This is a genomic window from Paraburkholderia bannensis NBRC 103871 (assembly GCF_000685015.1).
Taxonomy (GTDB): Bacteria; Pseudomonadota; Gammaproteobacteria; order Burkholderiales; family Burkholderiaceae; genus Paraburkholderia; species Paraburkholderia bannensis.
This window is the reverse complement of the sequence record NZ_BAYA01000054.1, coordinates 16,135-34,648: the sequence shown is the minus strand read 5'-3', so window position 1 is coordinate 34,648 and position 18,514 is coordinate 16,135. Positions and strand designations below refer to the sequence as shown.

At 65.4% G+C, this 18,514-nt stretch carries 18 protein-coding genes and 1 pseudogene; 7 read left to right on the top strand and 12 right to left on the bottom strand.

Annotated elements, in window-relative coordinates:
- Window positions 1–213 precede the first annotated feature (213 nt).
- From BBA01S_RS37870 to BBA01S_RS37840, 7 genes are all read right to left on the bottom strand, one after another.
- Window positions 214–768 (bottom strand): phosphonate degradation HD-domain oxygenase, encoded by a 555-nt coding sequence (locus BBA01S_RS37870; protein ID WP_027820949.1) that lies wholly within the window; start codon window positions 766–768, stop codon window positions 214–216.
- 39 nt (window positions 769–807) lie between these two features.
- Window positions 808–1,428: a GntR family transcriptional regulator gene (locus BBA01S_RS44680; RefSeq protein WP_042298565.1), complete on the bottom strand. Its 621-nt coding sequence runs from the start codon at window positions 1,426–1,428 to the stop codon at window positions 808–810.
- Window positions 1,429–1,531: 103 nt separating this feature from the next.
- Window positions 1,532–2,323: a 2-aminoethylphosphonate ABC transport system, membrane component PhnV gene (phnV, locus tag BBA01S_RS37860; RefSeq protein WP_245641721.1), complete on the bottom strand. Its 792-nt coding sequence runs from the start codon at window positions 2,321–2,323 to the stop codon at window positions 1,532–1,534.
- Between the two features lie 88 nt (window positions 2,324–2,411).
- Window positions 2,412–3,320 (bottom strand): 2-aminoethylphosphonate ABC transporter permease subunit, encoded by a 909-nt coding sequence (locus tag BBA01S_RS37855; RefSeq protein ID WP_027820947.1) that lies wholly within the window; start codon window positions 3,318–3,320, stop codon window positions 2,412–2,414.
- Window positions 3,298–4,425, bottom strand: coding sequence for a 2-aminoethylphosphonate ABC transport system ATP-binding subunit PhnT (gene phnT / locus BBA01S_RS37850; RefSeq protein WP_174479204.1), 1,128 nt, complete (start codon window positions 4,423–4,425; stop codon window positions 3,298–3,300). The genes BBA01S_RS37855 and phnT overlap by 23 nt, the downstream gene beginning before the upstream one ends.
- A gap of 58 nt (window positions 4,426–4,483) precedes the next feature.
- Entirely contained in the window at window positions 4,484–5,569 is a 1,086-nt protein-coding gene (phnS, locus tag BBA01S_RS37845) for a 2-aminoethylphosphonate ABC transporter substrate-binding protein (protein ID WP_027820945.1), read from the bottom strand.
- 473 nt (window positions 5,570–6,042) lie between these two features.
- On the bottom strand, window positions 6,043–6,798 hold the full coding sequence (locus tag BBA01S_RS37840) for a DeoR/GlpR family DNA-binding transcription regulator (RefSeq protein WP_027820944.1): 756 nt from the start codon (window positions 6,796–6,798) through the stop codon (window positions 6,043–6,045).
- A 252-nt stretch (window positions 6,799–7,050) separates the two neighbouring features.
- Here BBA01S_RS37840 and BBA01S_RS37835 point away from each other — a divergent pair, with 252 nt between their 5' ends.
- Together BBA01S_RS37835 and BBA01S_RS44675 are read left to right on the top strand one after the other, a co-directional pair.
- On the top strand, window positions 7,051–8,622 hold the full coding sequence (locus BBA01S_RS37835; protein ID WP_027820943.1) for an ABC1 kinase family protein: 1,572 nt from the start codon (window positions 7,051–7,053) through the stop codon (window positions 8,620–8,622).
- A 221-nt stretch (window positions 8,623–8,843) separates the two neighbouring features.
- A pseudogene (locus BBA01S_RS44675) lies at window positions 8,844–9,725 on the top strand (DMT family transporter).
- Between the two features lie 30 nt (window positions 9,726–9,755).
- On the opposite strand, the gene BBA01S_RS37825 reads toward BBA01S_RS44675, so the two are convergent.
- Window positions 9,756–10,967, bottom strand: coding sequence for a L,D-transpeptidase (locus BBA01S_RS37825; RefSeq protein WP_174479203.1), 1,212 nt, complete (start codon window positions 10,965–10,967; stop codon window positions 9,756–9,758).
- Between the two features lie 139 nt (window positions 10,968–11,106).
- On the opposite strand from BBA01S_RS37825, the gene nadE reads away from it, so the two are divergent.
- The gene (gene nadE, locus BBA01S_RS37815) at window positions 11,107–11,979 is read left to right on the top strand and encodes an ammonia-dependent NAD(+) synthetase (protein ID WP_027820941.1); all 873 of its coding nucleotides are present in this window, start codon (window positions 11,107–11,109) and stop codon (window positions 11,977–11,979) included.
- A 17-nt stretch (window positions 11,980–11,996) separates the two neighbouring features.
- Here nadE and BBA01S_RS37810 read toward each other — a convergent pair whose 3' ends face one another.
- Both BBA01S_RS37810 and BBA01S_RS44665 read right to left on the bottom strand, forming a co-directional pair.
- Window positions 11,997–12,272, bottom strand: coding sequence for a hypothetical protein (locus BBA01S_RS37810; RefSeq protein WP_027820940.1), 276 nt, complete (start codon window positions 12,270–12,272; stop codon window positions 11,997–11,999).
- A gap of 325 nt (window positions 12,273–12,597) precedes the next feature.
- Entirely contained in the window at window positions 12,598–13,197 is a 600-nt protein-coding gene (locus BBA01S_RS44665; protein ID WP_245641720.1) for a hypothetical protein, read from the bottom strand.
- 492 nt (window positions 13,198–13,689) lie between these two features.
- On the opposite strand from BBA01S_RS44665, the gene BBA01S_RS37795 reads away from it, so the two are divergent.
- On the top strand, window positions 13,690–14,196 hold the full coding sequence (locus BBA01S_RS37795; RefSeq protein ID WP_027820939.1) for a DUF1993 domain-containing protein: 507 nt from the start codon (window positions 13,690–13,692) through the stop codon (window positions 14,194–14,196).
- Window positions 14,197–14,268: 72 nt separating this feature from the next.
- On the opposite strand, the gene BBA01S_RS37790 is transcribed toward BBA01S_RS37795, so the two are convergent.
- The gene (locus BBA01S_RS37790) at window positions 14,269–14,895 is read right to left on the bottom strand and encodes a LysE family translocator (RefSeq protein WP_027820938.1); all 627 of its coding nucleotides are present in this window, start codon (window positions 14,893–14,895) and stop codon (window positions 14,269–14,271) included.
- Between the two features lie 138 nt (window positions 14,896–15,033).
- Here BBA01S_RS37790 and BBA01S_RS37785 point away from each other — a divergent pair, with 138 nt between their 5' ends.
- The 3 genes from BBA01S_RS37785 to BBA01S_RS37775 all read left to right on the top strand — a co-directional run bounded on the left by BBA01S_RS37785 (window position 15,034) and on the right by BBA01S_RS37775 (window position 16,634).
- Window positions 15,034–15,498 carry an Lrp/AsnC family transcriptional regulator gene (locus BBA01S_RS37785; protein WP_027820937.1) on the top strand — a complete coding sequence of 155 codons (465 nt, stop codon included), beginning with the start codon at window positions 15,034–15,036 and terminating at the stop codon, window positions 15,496–15,498.
- Between the two features lie 41 nt (window positions 15,499–15,539).
- Window positions 15,540–15,773, top strand: a complete 234-nt coding sequence (locus tag BBA01S_RS37780; RefSeq protein WP_027820936.1) for a hypothetical protein — start codon at window positions 15,540–15,542, stop codon at window positions 15,771–15,773.
- 114 nt (window positions 15,774–15,887) lie between these two features.
- The gene (locus BBA01S_RS37775; RefSeq protein WP_027820935.1) at window positions 15,888–16,634 is read left to right on the top strand and encodes an IclR family transcriptional regulator; all 747 of its coding nucleotides are present in this window, start codon (window positions 15,888–15,890) and stop codon (window positions 16,632–16,634) included.
- A gap of 36 nt (window positions 16,635–16,670) precedes the next feature.
- On the opposite strand, the gene BBA01S_RS37770 is transcribed toward BBA01S_RS37775, so the two are convergent.
- Window positions 16,671–18,455: an IlvD/Edd family dehydratase gene (locus BBA01S_RS37770; RefSeq protein WP_027820934.1), complete on the bottom strand. Its 1,785-nt coding sequence runs from the start codon at window positions 18,453–18,455 to the stop codon at window positions 16,671–16,673.
- Window positions 18,456–18,514: the final 59 nt, after the last annotated feature.

Genomic DNA, 18,514 nt, shown 5'->3' with positions numbered 1-18,514 from the left:
AAGAGTATCGAGCGTTTCGTCAACAAGTTTTTTTACTTCACTTAAAACTTGATGGCGTTAAAACCTGCCGCTCAAAAGACTTCAAAGCCTTGATTAAAGCTTCCCGTCTCCCCGCACTCTCATATCGAGAATGCGAAGGAGCGAGATTCTAGTCATCGGGATGTCATCTGGCAAGAGATTTTTCGAATCTCTTGAAATGGACGCGAGAGGGTCTCACGCGTGACGTTGCATCACGCGATCGACGATCTGGAGATAGTGGTCGAGATCCGGCGTTTCCTTACCGGCGATCTTCGCGAGATCGTCCCAGCGACGCAGGCGCACCGCGTCGTCGGCGTAGGGGCGGGCAGCAAAAGCCTGCGCGCCTTCCGCATCGAAGATGCCGCCTTGCAGTTGCAGGCTGCGCACCGAATCCGCCGATAGACAACTGAAGTACGCCTCGTCGGTAGCGCACAGATAGCGCTTCGCATCGACGTGCAGGCGAATCGGCTCCAGCACGCTCTCCGGCAGAACCGGCCGCAGGAACGGCAGTGCATAGTATTGATGCAGGTCGTCGATACCGCGCTCGGTGGGCGTTTCGCCCTGGCGATTCAGCAGATGGCCGAGGTCATGCAGAAAAGCCGCCGCGACAAGCTCCTCGCTCGCGCCGTTCTCTTCAGCCAGTGCCCCGCTTTGCAACGCGTGTTCGAGCTGCGTGACCGGCTCGCCGCTATAAGCCTGTCCACCGTACTCCTCAAACAGGCCGCGAATATCTTCCAGACTCAATGCCATGCTTTTCTGCTCCCTTTCGTCGAACTCGACGGCGCCGGCTCAACGCTCGCCGCTATCGCCCTGCTGATCCTGCGCGCGCATCTGCACGATCGCCTCTTCGGCGTCGCGCGATGCTAGCGCATTCAACACCGCCCGATGCCGGGCGTACGACAACTGCCGCTGCGCATCGTCAAGTAATGCGCGACGCGACAACCGCGCTTCGCTGACCGCGCGCCGCCAGCTATCGTGCAGCTTGCCATTACCCGCCGCAAAAACCAGCGCGTCTCGAAACGCTTCGCGCGCCCACTCGAATTCGCCTTCATCGTCGAGCGCGTCGCGCATGGCGTCGAGCCGCCCACGCAACTCCGCCACCTGCGCCGCGTCGATGCGCGTCGCCAGCATCCGGCACGCCGCTTCTTCGAGCACCGCGCACAGCGTCGCCAACTCCTGCGCCTCGACGTCCGACACGCTGCGCACAAACACGCCACGATGCTTCTCGTTGCGCACCAGTCCGGTCTGCTCAAGCGCACGCAGCGCCTCGCGCACCGGCCCGCGCGACACCTGCAGGCGCGCGGCCCATTCGGCTTCGACGAGTTTCGCGCCGGGCGCCAGCTGACCGCGCGTGATGCAGCGCTCGATTTCCGCGCGCACGAGATCGGTCAACGAATGCTGGCGCACCATCGCTAGCGGCGACGGCGCCAGCGCGGAACGCGTTTCCGCCTCAACCTGCACGGCACCTTCATCACGTCGATACAGCCCATCGAACCGCATGGCGTCCATCGTGTCAGTCCGCACGCTTGCGCGGCGCGCGCGCCGCGATCAACAACAGCGCCACCAGCGAGACGATCAGCAGGATCAGCGAAAGCGCCGATGCCGGCAGATAGTAGCCACGCTCGACCGCACCGACCACGACGATCGGCACCGTCGCGAATCCCGGCGGATACACCGTAAGCGTCGCACCAAGCTCGCCGAGCGAGAGCGCGAAGCCCAGCGCGAGGCTCGCGCGAATCGCGGGCACCAGCTGCGGCAGCACCACGCGGCGCAACACCATCGCGGGCGGCGCACCGAGACTCGCGGCCGCTTCGCGCAGGATCGTCAACTCAGGACGCAGCGCCGCCGACGCGCAGCGATAGCAGAACGGCAGCACCAGCGCGAGCTGCACGAACACGACGATCGCCGCCGAACTCGACAGATCGACGGGCGCCTTGTGATAGGCGATCAGCACTGCAAGGCCGAGCACCACGCTGGGCACGCCGTTCGGCACCATCGCGAGCGTATCGACGACTACGCCCAGGCCCTTGCGGTCGCGACCTTCGAGCGCCAGCGCAAGCCACAGCCCGAGCGCCGTGCCGAGCACCGCCACGCCGAAGCCGATCTCCAGGCTCGTCACGAGCGCATCGAAATCGCTCGATCCGAGCCGTTCGAACCAGCGCATGCTGAACCCGTCGGGCAGGATCGTGCCCGACCAGTGCGAGGCCACGCTCGACAGCGCGACCACGATCACGGGCAGCACGAACAACCAGAAACACAGCAGTGCCGCCAGCGCGAGCAACACGCCGCTGCCGACACGCGCCATGACGCTGCGTTCGACCGGCCGCGCGCGCAGATGCTTCGGCGGCAACGCGACCGGATCCGCGGCTGCGACCACGGGATTCATCGAAGAATTACTTGCCATTGCGCGCGCCTCCCTGACTGCGACGATTCACGCGCCGATACAGCGCATACAAAGACAGCGACATCGCGAGCATCACGACCGCTCCCGCGGCAGCGGTCGGCAGGTCGAGGTCGACCGTGGCCGAGCTATAGATCGCCACCGGCAGCGTGACCAGATGCGCGCTGCCAAGCACGAGCAGAATGCCGAATTCGTTGAACGTCAGCAGGAAACACAGGATCGTGCCCGCAGCGATGCCCGGCCACGCGAGCGGCAGGATCACGCGTGCGGCAACCATGCGATTGTTCGCGCCCAAGCTGCGCGCCGCTTCGATCAGCCGCATATCGAGCAGCGCAAACGCTGCCAGCGTCGGGCGCACCACGAAGGGCGCGTAGAACACCACTTCCGCCAGCACCACGCCGCCGATGCCGAACAGAAAATCGAGCGGCGGCGCCTGCAAATGAAACAGCTGCTGCAGACCGATGCTCACCGAGCCCTGCGAGCCGTACAAAAAGATCAGCGTGAACGCGACCAGAAACGACGGGAACGCCACGAACAGTTCCAGGAAGCGCGTCACGAGCTGTGCGCCCGGAAACGGCTTGAAGAACAGAATCGCCGCAATCGCCACACCGAGCAGCGAGGCCACACCCGCGCTCAGGAACAGGATCCACAGCGTCGTGCCGATCACGCCGCGCGAATCGGGATTGCCGAAGAACGTTGCGTACGCACCGAAGCTCAGGCCATGCGCGCCGCTCAGGCTCAGCAGCACCAGCCTCGCGAGCGGATAGACCACGAGCGGCCCGAGCACGAACACGAGCAGAAAGGCGATGTGCCATTGCGCGCGGCGTTCGCGGCGGCGCACGGCGGCGGCGTGGGCATCGGCGCCCGGCAACGGGAAATCAGGGGTTGATAAGGACGACATCGTCAGCCTCGTAGCGCAGGGAGACGCGCATGCCTTTTTCCGGCGTCATGCCGTGGCCGCGCTGCATGGTGACGAGCACCGGTTCGTTCGGCATCGCGTCGAGCAGCACCGGCACGGACAGCACCGAGCCATACCATTCGACCGATTCGATCGTGCCGTGCAACTGCCCTTCGCCGAGCGGCGCGATGCGCAGGCTCTCGGGACGCAGGCAGGCGAGCTTGTCGCGCACGTCGTGGCGCGGGTCGCCAACAGGAAACGCCACGCCCGGCGGCAGCAGGTTCGCCGCGCCCAGGTAACGCGCGACGTAGGCGTCGTTGGGCGTGTCGTAGAGTTCCTGCGGGGTGCCGAGCTGGGCGATATGGCCATCGCGCATCAGCAGCGTGCGGTCGGACAGCACCAGCGCGTCGTCCTGGTCGTGCGTCACGCAGACAATCGTGAGATTGGGCAGGCGCTCATGCAGCGCCTTCAATTCGGAGCGCACCGACGCGCGCAGGTTGGCGTCAAGCGCCGAGAGCGGCTCGTCGAGCAGCAGCACATCCGGCTCGATCACGAGCGCACGCGCGAGCGCCACGCGCTGCTGCATGCCGCCGGAAAGCTGCGCGGGCATCACATGCCCCTGATCGCCAAGCTGCACGAGCTTGAGCGCGTCGGCCACGCGCCGCGCGATGTCGCGCGACGGCACGCGGCGCGCCTTGAGGCCAAACGCGACGTTTTCGAAGACAGAAAGATGCGGGAACAGCGCATAGCTCTGGAACAACAGGCCCAGATTGCGCTGATGCGGCGGCACATGCGTCAGGTCGCGACCGGCGACGGTCAGCGAGCCGGCAAGGCCATCGGCTTCGATGAACCCGGCGATGAAACGCAGCAAGGTGGTCTTGCCGCAACCGCTGCGGCCGAGCACGGTCAGCAACTCGCCGCGACGGATCGTGAGCGACAGGTCATTGAGCACCGTGCGCGTGCCGAAACGCACGCTCAGGCGGTCGATCTGCACGCCCGCCGCGCCATGAGCATCATGGGCGCCGGTTGCATCGGTCAGGCCGGACGCGTCCGGCTGGGCGCGGGCCATATCGGCCGACGCGAGGCTTGCGGTATTCACCGGGTTCATCTCCTGCATGTGATACGGGGTAGTACTGGGCAGTCCCGCGGGACTGCCCTCCTGCGCCTTACTTCGGCTTGACGACTTCGAGCTGCTTGCCCGACGAGCCGATCACGTCGTTCTTCCAGCGCGTCGTCCAGTCAGCCTTCTTCGCCATGACCTGGTTCCAGTCCACCGGAATCAGCTTCACGCCTTCGATCGCCTGCTTGACCGCTGCGCCGTTCTTGCCCGTGAGCGCCACGTCGGTGCGGCCCGGGATGCCGAAGATGTCCGGCACCTTCGACTGCACGTCCGTCGACATCAGGTAGTCGATCAGCTTCTTGCCTTCGTCCTGGTTCGGGCCGCCCTTGATCAGGCCGATGGCGTACGGCAGCTGGAACGTCGTGGGATGACCGCCAGCGTCGGCGGCGAGGAAGATCGGCTTGAGCGAGAGGCCGCCGTTGGCTGCGTCGTCGAGATCCATCTGCAGGTCGCCGTTGGCCACCGAGATTTCGTTACGCGAGAGCAGCACGTCGAGATAACCCGTGCCCTTGGTGTGGAACTTGGCGCTTTGCTCAAGCTTCTTGAGGTAATCGAACGCCTTGTCTTCGCCCATCAGCGAGGTCGTGAGGATGATCACGGCCATGCCGTCGCCCGCCGTAGCCGGGTTCGAGTAGGCGATCTTGCCCGAGTAGTCCGGATGCAGCAGGTCTGCAAACGTCTTCGGCTGGTTCTTCACGACTTCCGGGTTGATCGCGAACGAGAAGTAGTTGTTCACGAACGTGGCCCACGAACCGTCGGTCGCCTTGGCGATCGCCGGAACGTTCTTGTAGTTCACGCTCTGGTACGGCTGCAGCAGGCCGCTTTGCTGGGCCTGCTGGATGAACGGCGGCAGCGTGATGATCACGTCAGCCTTGGGCGCATCCTTTTCGACGTTGGCGCGGTTCACAACTTCGCCACTACCGGCGGTCACGATATTGACCTTCACGCCTTCCTTCTTCTCGAAGGCCGGCAGGACGTCGCGGTAGAGATTTTCGAGGCCGTCAGCCGTGTACAGCACGACGGCGCTGGCGGCATGGGCGCTCATCGCGGCGCATTGCAGCAGCGTGGCGGCGATCATCATCGGCAGCGCTTTGCGTGCGAAACCCGCGCGATGGGAATTCCGGTGGTTCATGTCACTCTCCGAAGGCAAAAACCAGTTGCTCGGGGCTACCCGATGCGTGTTTGGTGAATCGTCGAACGTCGGCGGACTGCGCCGCCTGCCTTTGCCCGTCCGCTGCGGCCCCGGTCTGGCGCACGGATTGCAGATTGTCTGCAATCCGCCGTTGCCACCCTAAAACCGCCCGGATGCGTGGTGCGCGTGGGCATGCCCTTGTCGCGCGCCAGCCCCGTCCGTACGAGCGTGGCAAGAATCACAGATTTCCGTGACATCGCCGTGACGATTGTGGCGTTTGTCAAAAAATTCCACAATTTGCCAAAAATAAGCAACTCACAAAATGTGGCAAACCGCGCGGGCGGACATCCTCGTGCGCGCGTCAAATCAGGGCTGAAGGGGAAGAAGACAGGAAGCCGGAACGCGCAGCCGTGCCGCGCGTCGAGTGCCGATGTGGGGAATCAGTGGAGCGTCAGTGGGGAATCCGCGTCGAATCAGGCGACGACGAGTTCAGGGCCGCGCGACTCGATGGCGCGCGCAACGCTCTTTTCGGGCGCGAGTTCGGTGATGACGTAGCGCGCGCGCTCGAAACCATTGATGCGCACGGGCGTCATGCGGCCAAACTTCGAATGGTCGGCGACGACGATCGCGCACGCGGCGGCCGTCAGCATGCGGCTGCGCACCTCGGCGACCATGCGCGAGTAGTCGGTCAGCCAGCCGTCGGCGGTAATGCCGCCCGCGCCGACGAAGGCGTAATCGGCGTGATATTGCGAAAGCTGCTGCACGGTGTCGAGACCGAAGGTCGCTTCCTCGTGATCGGACAGCTCGCCACCCAGCAGCGTCACGCGATTCTCATTGCGACGGCCCATCAACAAGGCGATGCGCCAGTCGTTCGTATAGACCGTCAGGCGGTGCCGATCCATCAGCGCACGCGCGAGCGCGTGGGTCGTGCTGCCCGAATCGATGATGACGGACGCGCCGTCAGGCACGAACTCTGCTGCGCGTTCGCCGATCGCGCGTTTGGCGCTGGCGTTGGCCGTGTCGCGCACGTCGAGATCCGGCTCGCGGCGATCGCTCGACAGCGCACCGCCGTGGGTCGTGACCAGCAGGCCGCGCCCCGCCAGCGTGTTGAGGTCGCGGCGGATCGTTTCGCGCGAGACCCGCAGTTCGCGCACGAGGTCTGCCACCGAGAGCGCGCCAGTGCGGTTCACTTGCGAAAGGATGTATTGGTGACGTTGTTCTGCGAGCATCTGGAGGGCGCGTGGCGCGCCTGGAATCGGAAAGGCCGCCGTATTGTATTACGCGCACTCCGACGCCGCGTCGAGGGCCGGGCATTCATCGCGCATGCGTGGTGCGGGCGGCGGCGCGCGGACTCGTAGAAGCCTGCCTGCCATCGCGCGATCATCCCTGCTAATCTCGTGCTGGTCGTCCTGAGCACGAATGGCCAACCGTTTTGTCGCTGGCGCGACATCGTTATTGCGACTATCGCAACCGCCGAATCCATGCGTTCCAAACTTCGCCAACTGCGTCTTTTGTTCTGTGCGCTGCGCTATGGCATCCGGCTGATCTGGCTTGCCGCACCCGAGCACCACAAGCTGCACTGGATCGTCTTGCTTGCCGCGCGCATGCGCGAAAACGAGCGCCTCGCCACCCATCTGTCGAGCGCGCTGCCGCGTCTCGCGCCGCTCGCGAGCGCCTTCGCGCAATCCGTCGCGACGCATCCCGAACTGGCCGCCTCCACGCTGCACGACGCCATCGACGCGATCGAGCACTACGAGGAGCCGCTCACGCCCGAGCAGTTGAACGCGGCGTTGCAGAGCGCGCTCGGCAAGCCGGTGCAGGCGATGTTTTCGTGGATCGACCCCGTGCCCTGCCAGAACGGCTGGTGCGAACAGACGCACATCGCGCGCTTGCAGTTGCCGGCCAACGGCCACCAGATGGTGACGGTGCGCGTGCTGCGCGCGAAGCAGGCCCAGGAAGTCGATGACGAAGCCGCGCTGCTCTGCACGGTTGCGCGCTGGCTCGAACGCCTTTCGGGCGGGGCGCGCAAGCTGCACCTGCGCACGCTCGCCCAGACGCTGCGCGACGATCTGCAACGCCGCTTCGACCTGCGCGCGCAGGCGGCCAACCTGAGCCAGAGCGGCCATCACCTGGCCGACGACGACCGCGTGCTGGTGCCCGATGTGATCTGGGACTTCTGCACGCCGCACACGCTCACGGTCGAGCACGTCGATACGCTGCGCGCAACCGACGTCGCCGGACTCACGATGCATCACATCAACGTGACGCGCGTGGCCGCGCATGTCATCGAAGTCGTGACGCAGCAGGCCTTCGAACATGGTTTCTTTCACGCGGCATTCGACGCTCGCCGCGTCGCGGTGAGCATCGAGCCGAACACGCGCGGACGTCTCGTGTTCGCGAGCGCGGCGCTGATGACGTCGCTGTCCTCACCGGAGCGCGAATTCTTCGTGCACGGCGCGACGGCGCTGTTCGAGCAGGACTACGGGCGTCTCGCCAACCTGCACCACGCAGCCGGACACGTGCCCGCGCATGCGCGCCCCGAGCAGATCGAGGCCGAATTGCGCACCCGCAGCGAAGCCCATTTCGCCGACGATGCCAGCGACCGAAGCGCTGGCGCTCTGTTCCACCATCTGTTGCATGCAGTGCAGCCGTTCGGCGGCGCGGTGTCGCCCAGGCTGGCTGCCGCGCAACGCACGTTTGGCCAGGCGGAAGCGCTCGCGCGCACGATGCATCCCGATGTGGACGCATGGGGAATCGCGAAGACGACGCTCGGCGATATCGCGAAGCGGGATCTCGGCCATCACGGCTGGATCAAGCGGCTCTCGCAGGAGTTGCCGCATCTCGCGCAGATCGCGCCGCGCGTGCCGCAGCTCGTCTATCACTTCATGCACCATCACGCGGGCGCGGCGCACGGTCAGCCTGGCGCGCATGCGCAGACGACGTCGGCGCTGCTCGAAGCGCTGCGGCGCGAGCATCGGCGCACGCGTACGCTGCTCATCGCCTGCGCGTTGAGCGGGACGCTGATCGGCGTGGCCGCGACGTTGATCGGTTGATTGGTTGATCGGTTGATCACGCCACGGCTGGCCGCAATGCCAGACCTGCTCAACCCAGTGTGGCCGAAGCGCTTGCCGCCTACGCCCTCCCCATTCGCGGGCGCCAGACGCACTTGGCTGTTAGTTGCGATTGAGCGCCGAGTGCAGTCCTGAACAAGACCGCCACCGTGCATGCGGGCGATACTCCGGCCCTTTCGATCCGTCGCTAGCACCCGCAACCCATGTTCGCTGCGCTCACGCCTGCTTTGTTCGTCGTTTTGTGGTCGACCGGTTTTGTCGTTGCCCGCGCCATCGCGCCCTACGCCGACCCCAATCTGTTCTTGCTCGCGCGTTTCGGCGGCACGGCGCTGCTGTTCGCCTGCGTGGCGCTGGCGATGCGCGCGCCGTGGCCGCGCCCACGCGAAATCGGCAAGCACCTTTTCGCGGGCGCGCTGCTGCAAGGCGTGTATCTGGGCGCGGGTTACTGGGCTGTGGCGCAGGGATTGAGTGCCGGCGTCATGGCGCTGCTGGGCGCGTTGCAACCGCTGTTGACCGCCGCGCTAGCCGCACCGATGTTCGGCGAGAAGATTTCGACGCGGCGCTGGCAAGGCATGGCGCTGGGGCTCACGGGCGTTGTCCTCGTGCTGACGCCGAAGCTGCACGCCTCCGCGGGCACGTCGTTCGCCAGCGGCGCGCACGCGAGTCCGCTGCTCGTCGTGATCGTCTCGGTGCTGTCGATCGGCGCCATCACCGCGGGCACGCTCTACCAGAAGACCTCGCTTGCGCAAGCCGATATCCGCAGCGCGAGCGCCGTGCAGAACGCGGGCGCGGCTATCGTCGCCGCGCTGCTCGCGCTGGCGCTCGGCGAACATCGCTGGATCGCGTAGACGACTTTGTGGGTTTCGCTCGCGTGGGGGATCGCGATGCTCTCGGGCGCGGGCGTGACGCTGCTCGTCTGGATGGTGCGTCACGGCGATGCGGCCCGCGCCACGGCGCTGCTGTTCCTCGCGCCGCCGCTTGCCGCGCTGGAAAGCTGGCTGCTGTTCGGCGAGACGCTCACGCCGATCCAGCTTGCGGGCTTCGGCGTGGCGCTCGCGGGCGTGCTGATCGCGCGGCGCGGCTAAGTCAGCGCAGCCCGCGCCGCGCGTGCTCCGTCAATCGGCCGTGTCGCCGCCCTTGGGCAGTTTCGCGCGCGCCTGGCTGCCCGGCGCGGGCGCCCAGGCGGGTCGCGTCTTGCGCGCCGAATCGATCACGACGACAAAGCGCCCTGCATACGGCGAGATTTCACGGTTCGAGTGCAGCACCCAAAGCGACCTGCCCGAATCGACGAGCGCCTGATATTCGGCGTCGATGATGCCGTTATGGTCGATGAACATGTTCAGCGAGGCAGGAATGCGCACACAGCCCTTCGAGTGGCGAATGCCGAGCAGCGGCTCCAGCCGGTCGGGATCGGTCGCGTGCATCTGGAAGCGCATCGGCGACACGCCGCCCTTGCCCCAGCCGCGCTCGCCATCGACCCAGCCGAAATCGTAGATGCGCATATCGCGCTTGCCGTAGCCGCGAATGTTGTTCTCGTTCATGGTGCCTTCCGCGCGGAAATCCATGTTCGACGGCGTGTGCTGGAACACGCCCAGCGGCGTGAGGAAATGATCGAATTCGCCGGGCCGCCCCGTCGCGACCGGAGAAGCGCCGATCATCTGCCACGTCTCGCCCGGCATTGCGCGGAAATAGACGAAAAGCGCCTGCACGTTTGCGCTGCGATCCACGAGGATGACGTATTCGCCCGCCAGCGCGCCGAGGTCTTTGGCGTCGAGCGCGGCTTGCAGGCGCTGGCCGTAGGCGCGCTGGTCGGCGAGGGGCACGCGCAGGCGGCGCGTCACGCTGCGCGCGAAGGTCTCGCGCATGGCGAGCGCGCGGCGGGTTTCGTCGGCGGCCTGTTGGGGCGTGAGCTTGGGATGCTCAGGCAGCATGAGCGGCGCGGGGCCGGAGGCGGCGATGGGCGCGGAAGCCGGGACTGACGATGCCGCCGATGCCGTCGATGCCGCTTGCGCCGACGATGCGGACTTCGGAGCCGAGGCAGCCGGTGCGCCCGATGCTTCGGACGCTATCGATGGCTTCAACGCAGCAGCCGAAGAAGCACCAGAAGCGGCCTGCGCCGCGACGGAGCTAGCATGTGCGCCCGACGCCGCTGTCATATCCGCCGCCGCAGCGCCTGCGCACCATGCCCCGACGCACAGCGCCGCCAAGCTGGTCAGGCCGCGCGCGAGCAGCGTGCGCCACGCCCCGCGATAATGAGTCTTCGTGGCGCCGCCCCGAACACCGCCGTTCACGCGCGCCCGTGCGTCACGCGAAGAAAAATCGTTCATCGTCAATCCGGCTGTTATGCGTTTTCTGATATCGGGCGCGCTGCAAGTTGCGCGCCCGGATCGTCTGACATTAAACCAGACATCGTCGACGCAGCGCTGCGTGGCCGGACAAGCCCCCTCTCACGAGCGAGAAAGTCCAATGAACACCTCAACGTCGGAATCGCACACCCAGCATGCCCGCCAGCACGAAATTGCCGCCGAACTGAACGTCGCCGCAGCGTTTTATGCGCCGGATGAGATCGACCGGCGCGTCGCCTTTCTTGCCGACAGCCTGCGCAAGAGCGGCCTGCACACGCTCGTGCTCGGCATCAGCGGCGGCGTGGATTCGACGACGGCGGGACGTCTCGCACAACTGGCCGTCGAGGCGCTGCGCGAGCAGGGCCATCATGCACGCTTCATCGCCATGCGCCTGCCCTACGGCGCGCAGCGCGATGAGGAAGACGCGGCGGCGGCGCTCGGCTTCATTCAGCCGGACGAAGTCCTGAGCGTGGATATCGCCCCAGCCGCCGACGCAATGCTCGCCTCGCTTACGGCGGGCGGGCTGGCGTTCGAACAGGCAGCCCAGCAGGACTTCGTGCTCGGCAACATCAAGGCGCGCGAACGGATGATCGCGCAATACGCGGTCGCGGGCGCGCGGCGCGGGCTCGTGATCGGCACGGATCACGCAGCGGAATCGCTGATGGGGTTCTTTACGAAGTTCGGCGACGGCGGCGCGGACGTGCTGCCGCTGGCCGGCCTGACGAAGCGGCGCGTGCGCGCGCTTGCGCGGCATCTTGGCGTGCCGCAGCGCCTCGTGGAAAAAACGCCGACCGCTGACCTCGAAACACTGCGCCCGCTAAGGCCCGACGAGGACGCTTACGGCGTCAGCTACGAGGAAATCGACGATTTTCTGGAAGGCAAGCCAGTGAGCGCTCACGCGTGCGCGACGATCCTGCGCAGTTTCGATGCGACCCGGCACAAGCGGGCGTTGCCCTACACGCCCTGGGAAGCGATGCCACACGTTGCGGCATAGACGCAGGCGCAAAAGCATCAAGTAGGACGGCGCACTTCAGGCTCTTCTCTATCGAACGGCGGAGCGCTCACGCGCAGTGCGACACCCGCGAGATGCCGGGTCTGCAATTCGCGGGCAACGGCTTCGCCCACATAGGGCACGTCTGAATCGAGTTCGAGATCCGCGTGGGCATTAGACGTGCCCACGTCGTACACCTTGACTCCCTTGGCGTAGTGTCCGAGTTCACGCTTGAAAAAATCGTGCACTTCCTGCTCGCTGCAGGTTTCGGGGACATTCCAGACAGTCAGGTGCATAAGGATCTACCGGTAGTCGCGCTCACGGTTGAACCGCACGCGCACGGGTTGCAGTTTCGCGCGCGCGCTGGCGCGCATCCAGTACGACTGGCCAAGCAAGGCTGCCGAAACCAGCAAGAATATCGAAAGACCGGACGCCAACATTTCGCTCACTCCTTCTTATTGATATACGTCAGAGTAGACCGATTTGGCTGCGTCCGCACTGCGTCAAATTGTCGAGTTTCGGCGAGTTTGTCTGGCATTGGGCATGTTGCTGCGCGCAACGCGCATGCCCGTGCAACGGCATTGGCGCGAAAACCCGGCGGCAAATAAACAAGGGACGGCTTTAAGGGCCTTCGTCGCGACTCGCGGATGTGGTGTCGCCGATATCGGTGCCACATTGCATGCGCGTGAGCTGGTCATACTGACGCGACCAGTTGCCCGCGATCGTCGCCTGAGCCTGCGCCAGCGACATTCTGCCGGCGCACACACAGCGCTTGAGCCGCACCGTGAGGAGCGACTTGCGGCGCTCGCCGGCGTGACCGCCCCACGGCAGCAGATCGAAATTCGCGACAGCATCCGGCGAGCCGCCGAGCACGATCGGCACGTGACGGTCGAGCGCGTAGGTGACGCCGTCTTCAGCGTCGATGCCGCGCGCCGAAAGCAGGCGGTCTTTCTGCGCCATCGCCGCGTCGAACGACGGCGCCACCGTGTCGGCGTAACCGGGGCGGCAGATGGTCTCGGCCACCGACTCCTGCGTGACGCGCGCGTCCAGCAGCCGCGGATCCTGCGCCCAGGCGGGCACGCTGCGCACTGCCCCGCCGACGGCGAGCGCCAGCACGATGCCGTGCAGCGCCACACCCAGCGCGTGCGGCGCCTTCCGGCTTGCCGCACCTTTTGCCATGCGACGCACGGCCAGACAGCTTTCTGCCATTTCTGCGTTCATGGTAAGTGCACCGTACGCTGCCGTACGATGCTGAATAGATGGTCAATGCTGGCTAATTAAAACACATTCGAATTTTGCCGTGGAGAAACTGCACCAGGGCTGAGGTACGGCGCCCTGCTCGCGCGCAGTCAGTCTGGCGGGTTTCATTCGCCGCATACAACGACACACGCCAATCGCTGTCATTGGCACGGCGCATCTAAGCATCCGGAGGATAACGGGAATTTTATTTCGCTATGCAAATCAATTGACTCCCGGCTTCAGGTCTTTAACACAATTGTCATGACGCTGGGGGGACGGTATCGGCGGGATGTCGGTGGGATTGTCCAAACTGACGGTCGGCGCTGCGGCCAACGCCTCGCCTCGATCCGCGCACTGCGCTCAAGATCAGCCGTTCGGCCAATAGCGGCGGCAAAACCGTTGGCGCATAATGGCTCGCCCGCTCAGCTCCGAACCGGAGCCCGGCGTGCCCATTAAAGGAAACGAGGAATCCCCATGTCCATCACCATGTATCAAGCCTCGGTGCCCGTGCTCGTGCGCGGTCTCGCCAATTTGCAGACCATCATCGGCAAGGCGCAGGCACATGCCGCCGAGAAGCAGATCGACCCTGCGGTGTTCACCGGCGCACGGCTTTTCCCCGACATGCTGCCGCTCGCGCGTCAAATTCACATCGCTACGGACACGGCCAAGGGTTGCGCCGCGCGCCTGGCGGGCGTCGACGCGCCCAAGTTCGATGACGTGGAAGTGAGCTTCGACGATCTGCACACGCGCATCCAGAAGACGATCGACTATCTGAACACGTTCAAGCCCGAGCAGATCGACGGCACGGAAGACAAGAGCATCACGCTGAAGATGCGCTCCGGGCCGATCGAATTCACCGGCCAGAGCTATTTGCTGGCGTTCGTGCTGCCCAACTTCTACTTCCACGTGACGACGGCCTACGACATCCTGCGCCATAACGGCGTGGAGCTTGGCAAGCTCGACTATCTGGGCGCTCGTTAAGACCAGACAGCGTAGAAGAGATGCGGCGGATCGAGGCACACGGGCCTTGATCCGCCGGTTGTGGGCAAGCGCTCAGTCGAGCGAGAGGCGCACCGCGAATCCGATCAACGCGCAAGAGAACGCCCACTTCTGCACCGTCTGCGCAAGCGGACTACGGCGCAGCCAGACGGCGATGCGCGCCGCGCCCAGCACATAGATCACGTCGAACAGCGCGCAGACGATTACCAGCACGATGCCCAGTTCGAGCACCTGCAACCAGACCGAGCCGTGTTCGGGGCGAATGAACTGCGGCAGCAGCACCGAGCAGAACAGCAGCGCCTTCGGGTTGAGCAGGTTGGTCAGCAGCCCCTTGAAGAAGTCGGCGCGCATCGGTCGCTGCGCAGCGACCGCGGCCTCTTCCGGCAAGGCGAACACCGGCGCACGGAAAATCTGCACGGCGATATACGTGAGGTAGAGCGCGCCCGCGTAGCGCACGACTTCGTAGAGCCAGGGCGCGTTGTGCAGCAGCGCTGCGAGCCCGCACGCCGACAGCGTCACATGCGTGGCGCGCGCAAGGCCAAGACCGCAGGCCGCCGCAAAGCCGCGCCGCGCGCCGCGGCTCATGCTGGTTTGCATGACCAGCGCCATGTCCGCCCCTGGCAGTGCGCAGACGACGATCAGGGCGGCAATGAACATCAACATCAGGTGGGCGGAAATCATGATGGCCTCGGCTGGAAGAGGCTCTATGTTGCCGCTAAAGCTGGAGCGATTTCTGGCGTATTTAGTGAGCCGATCAGCGATCGCGAGTGGAATCACCTAAAATAGCCGAATCCGAACAGGAGAAGCACTCCACACAGCATGAGCGATCTCGACAAACTCGATCGCGCCATCCTCGGCGCCTTGCAGTCCGATGGCCGGATGCCCAATGCGCGCCTCGCGGAGACGGTCGGGTTGAGCGAAACGCCCTGCGCCCGCCGCCTCAAACGGCTGGAGCAGGACGGCTATATCGAGCGTTACCGCGCGATGCTGTCGCGCCGCGCGCTTGGCTATGGCGTGGTCGCTTATGTGTCGGTGCGCTTCGCCGTGCACGACCGCGCGCTGGCTGACCGATTCGAGCGCGAAGTCTGCGCCATCGAGCGGATTCTCTCGTGCCACAACGTTGCGGGCACGGCAGACTATATTTTGATGATCGTCGCGCGCGATCTCGACGATTACGGCACCTTCATGCGCGACGAACTGCGCAGCTTGCCGGGCGTCACGTCGGTGGAATCGGCGCTGTCGCTGCGCGAAGTGAAATCCGAGGGCGGACTGCCGCTGCCTTGAGCAAGGCGTCGCCCCCTTACCTTTTTGAACCGGAGCTTTAGATGACCCCAGAACAGGCACGAGCCGAAGAAGCGGCCGCCATGGATCGCGTGCTGAACGCCACCCAACGCGTCAAGTCGGCGTTCACGTCCTTGCAGACGCAATTCCCGCCCGAGGGCGAAGGCCGCCCGTCGCAATTCGCGCTGCAAACCTTCGACGCCGCCTTGCAGGAACTCGAAGACGCCCAGGCGGCGTTCGACGAATTGCTCAACGACCTGCTCGACGGCAACCGCTGAGCGCCATGCGCTAAAAGCCGGGCGCATCGCTCGCCGGACTGGCCGCACGCGTTGTCCAACCTGGTGCTAGTATTTCCAGCCTGTTGGAAGCCGCGATTCGAACATCGACCGACCATGTCCACCGCGTACGAAGTGCCCGCGCTCAAGCGCATCCACGACATTCTCGATTTGCTCGCACACGCGCAGGCGCCCGTGCGCGCCGCTGTCATCGCGGAGCAAACGGGGCTGTCACGCAGCACGTTGTACCTGATGCTCGATTCGCTGGAGCGGCGACGCTGGATCGAAAAACGTGCGGACGGCTACATCATCGGCGTGACGCTGTTCGAGCTGGGCAGCGCTTACGTGCGCCACGATCAGTTGCACGAGGCATTCCGCCACGAAGCGGCAAATTTTGTCGCCGCGCACAACGAGGTCGTGCAACTTGCCGTGCTCGACGGCGCGGAAGTGGTCTATATCGCGCGCGAAGATCCGGCGCGGCCGGTGCGGCTGATTTCCGATCTCGGTTCGCGTTTGCCTGCGCATTGCTGCGCGCTCGGCAAGGCGCTGCTCGCCAGTCTTTCGGATGACGAAGTATCGCAAGTCTTGCCGAAGCAGCTTGCCGCCATCACGAGCCAGACCATCACGCGACGGCCCGACCTGTTGCAGGCCCTCGCCGCGATCCGCCGTTCAGGACTCGCTCACGAACGCGAGGAGGTCACGGCAGGCCTCACGTGTTTCGCGGCATTCGTCGGCGTAACGGCGCTAGGCAAGCGTGTGGCGGTCAGCACCAGCCTGCCGCTGGAGCGCATCGACGCGCGCCGAGAAAAGCGCATCGCAATTGCCGTCGTGGAGATGGCGCACCGCATCGGCAAGACGCTTTAAGCGCCGCAGTTCAATGCCGCAGTTCAATGCTGCAGTTCAATGCGAATGGCGCGGCTCGCCGCGCTCCTCGATCACCTTCAGATAGAGCGTAGCGGGCTCCAGGCATCCTCCCGTCGAAAGCTGGCCCACGGTCTGCCGATACAGTTCCTGCCACGGCGTCTGCGACGGCGGCGCGGCGAATTCGGCTTGTGCCCGGCGGCCTGCCAGTTCTTCCGGATCGATCAGCACTTCTACGCGTCGCGCGTTGAGATCGACCTTGATGCGATCGCCGGTACGCAGCAGCGCGAGGCCGCCGCCGACCGCCGCTTCCGGCGACATGTTGAGAATCGACGGACTCGCCGACGTGCCGCTCTGTCGTCCGTCGCCCATGCAGGGCAGCGAAGTCACGCCGCGCCGGATCATCTCCGCAGGCGGCGCCATGTTCACGACTTCGGCGCTCCCAGGATAGCCCACCGTGCCGCAACCGCGAATCACCAGCATGCAGCGCTCGTCGATATTGAGCGCGGGATCGTTGATCCGCGCGCGGTAATCCTCAGGGCCGTCGAACACGATGGCGCGCGCCTCGAAGCTGTTTTCCGCGCCCGGTTCGCTCAAATAGGTCTTGCGGAACGCCTCGCCCACCACCGACATCTTCATGATGGCGCTGTCGAAGAAGTTGCCCGACAGCACGATGAATCCCGCGCCGTGCATGAGCGGCGCATCGCACGTGCGGATCACGTCACGATCCGCTGCGGGCGCTGCATCGGCAATCTCGCCGGTCGTGCGGCCCGACACCGTCGCGCAATCGCGCTGTATGAGCCCCGCGCGATCGAGTTCGCGCAGCACGGCGGGCACGCCGCCAGCGCGATGAAAACTCTCGCCCAGGTATTCGCCCGCCGGCATCGTGTTCGCGAGCAGCGGCACCTGCTCGCCGTAGCGCTGCCAGTCGTCGAGCGTCAGATCCACGCCCATGTGCCGCGCAATCGCAACGAGGTGCGGCGGGCAGTTGGTCGATGCGCCCAGCGCGGACGCCACCACGATGGCATTTTCGAACGCCGCGCGCGTCATGATGCGCGACGGCCGCACGTCATCGCGCACCAGGTCGACGGCGCGCTTGCCGGTGACATAGGCCATCTGCCCTCGCTCGCGATACGCGGCCGGAATGCTCGCGCAGCCGGGCAGCGACATGCCCAGCGCTTCGGCCAGGCAGTTCATCGACAGCGCCGTGCCCATGGTGTTGCAGTGGCCGATCGACGGCGACGACGCCGTGGTCAGCGCCATGAAACCCTCGTAGTCGATCTCGCCTGCCGCCAGCAGGTTGCGCGCGTGCCAGATGACGGTGCCCGAGCCGACGCGCTTGCCTTCGTACCAGCCGTCGAGCATCGGGCCGCCCGACAGCACGATGGCCGGCAGGTCGACAGTGGCCGCCGCCATCAGGCAGGCGGGCGTGGTCTTGTCGCAGCCCGTGGTCAGCACAACGCCGTCGAGCGGAAAGCCATGCAGGATCTCCACGAGGCCCAGATAGGCAAGATTGCGGTCGAGCGCGGCGGTCGGGCGGCGGCTCTGCTCCGCAAGAGGATGCACGGGAAACTCCATGGGAATGCCGCCCGCGTCGCGTATGCCCGCCTTCACGCGTTCGGCGAGCGCGATGTGATGGCGGTTGCAGGGCGCGAGATCGCTGCCCGTCTGCGCGATGCCGATGATCGGCCGCCCGGATTGCAGTTCCTCGCGCGTGAGGCCGTAGTTCATGAAGCGCTCGACGTAGAGCGCGGTCATGTCCGCGTGCGAGGGATCGTCGAACCATTCCTGGCTGCGCAGACGGCGAGCGGGCGTGTGTGCCATGTTGCGTGTCTCCTGGGCGATCGGTTTGGTGTTACCGATAACATCTCCGGTCGAGAGTA

Coding starts and splice junctions, on each gene's coding strand:
- BBA01S_RS37790 (WP_027820938.1), bottom strand. CDS start 14,895: ATGATTTCCGCCCACCTGATGTTGATGTTCATTGCCGCCCTGATCGTC.
- BBA01S_RS37855 (WP_027820947.1), bottom strand. CDS start 3,320: ATGTCGTCCTTATCAACCCCTGATTTCCCGTTGCCGGGCGCCGATGCC.
- BBA01S_RS37775 (WP_027820935.1), top strand. CDS start 15,888: ATGTCCACCGCGTACGAAGTGCCCGCGCTCAAGCGCATCCACGACATT.
- BBA01S_RS37870 (WP_027820949.1), bottom strand. CDS start 768: ATGGCATTGAGTCTGGAAGATATTCGCGGCCTGTTTGAGGAGTACGGT.
- BBA01S_RS37795 (WP_027820939.1), top strand. CDS start 13,690: ATGTCCATCACCATGTATCAAGCCTCGGTGCCCGTGCTCGTGCGCGGT.
- phnT (WP_174479204.1), bottom strand. CDS start 4,425: ATGAACCCGGTGAATACCGCAAGCCTCGCGTCGGCCGATATGGCCCGC.
- BBA01S_RS37810 (WP_027820940.1), bottom strand. CDS start 12,272: ATGCACCTGACTGTCTGGAATGTCCCCGAAACCTGCAGCGAGCAGGAA.
- BBA01S_RS37780 (WP_027820936.1), top strand. CDS start 15,540: ATGACCCCAGAACAGGCACGAGCCGAAGAAGCGGCCGCCATGGATCGC.
- BBA01S_RS37840 (WP_027820944.1), bottom strand. CDS start 6,798: ATGCTCGCAGAACAACGTCACCAATACATCCTTTCGCAAGTGAACCGC.
- BBA01S_RS37770 (WP_027820934.1), bottom strand. CDS start 18,455: ATGGCACACACGCCCGCTCGCCGTCTGCGCAGCCAGGAATGGTTCGAC.
- phnS (WP_027820945.1), bottom strand. CDS start 5,569: ATGAACCACCGGAATTCCCATCGCGCGGGTTTCGCACGCAAAGCGCTG.
- BBA01S_RS44680 (WP_042298565.1), bottom strand. CDS start 1,428: ATGGTGCGCCAGCATTCGTTGACCGATCTCGTGCGCGCGGAAATCGAG.
- phnV (WP_245641721.1), bottom strand. CDS start 2,323: ATGGCGCGTGTCGGCAGCGGCGTGTTGCTCGCGCTGGCGGCACTGCTG.
- BBA01S_RS44665 (WP_245641720.1), bottom strand. CDS start 13,197: ATGAACGCAGAAATGGCAGAAAGCTGTCTGGCCGTGCGTCGCATGGCA.
- BBA01S_RS37825 (WP_174479203.1), bottom strand. CDS start 10,967: ATGAACGATTTTTCTTCGCGTGACGCACGGGCGCGCGTGAACGGCGGT.
- BBA01S_RS37835 (WP_027820943.1), top strand. CDS start 7,051: ATGCGTTCCAAACTTCGCCAACTGCGTCTTTTGTTCTGTGCGCTGCGC.
- nadE (WP_027820941.1), top strand. CDS start 11,107: ATGAACACCTCAACGTCGGAATCGCACACCCAGCATGCCCGCCAGCAC.
- BBA01S_RS37785 (WP_027820937.1), top strand. CDS start 15,034: ATGAGCGATCTCGACAAACTCGATCGCGCCATCCTCGGCGCCTTGCAG.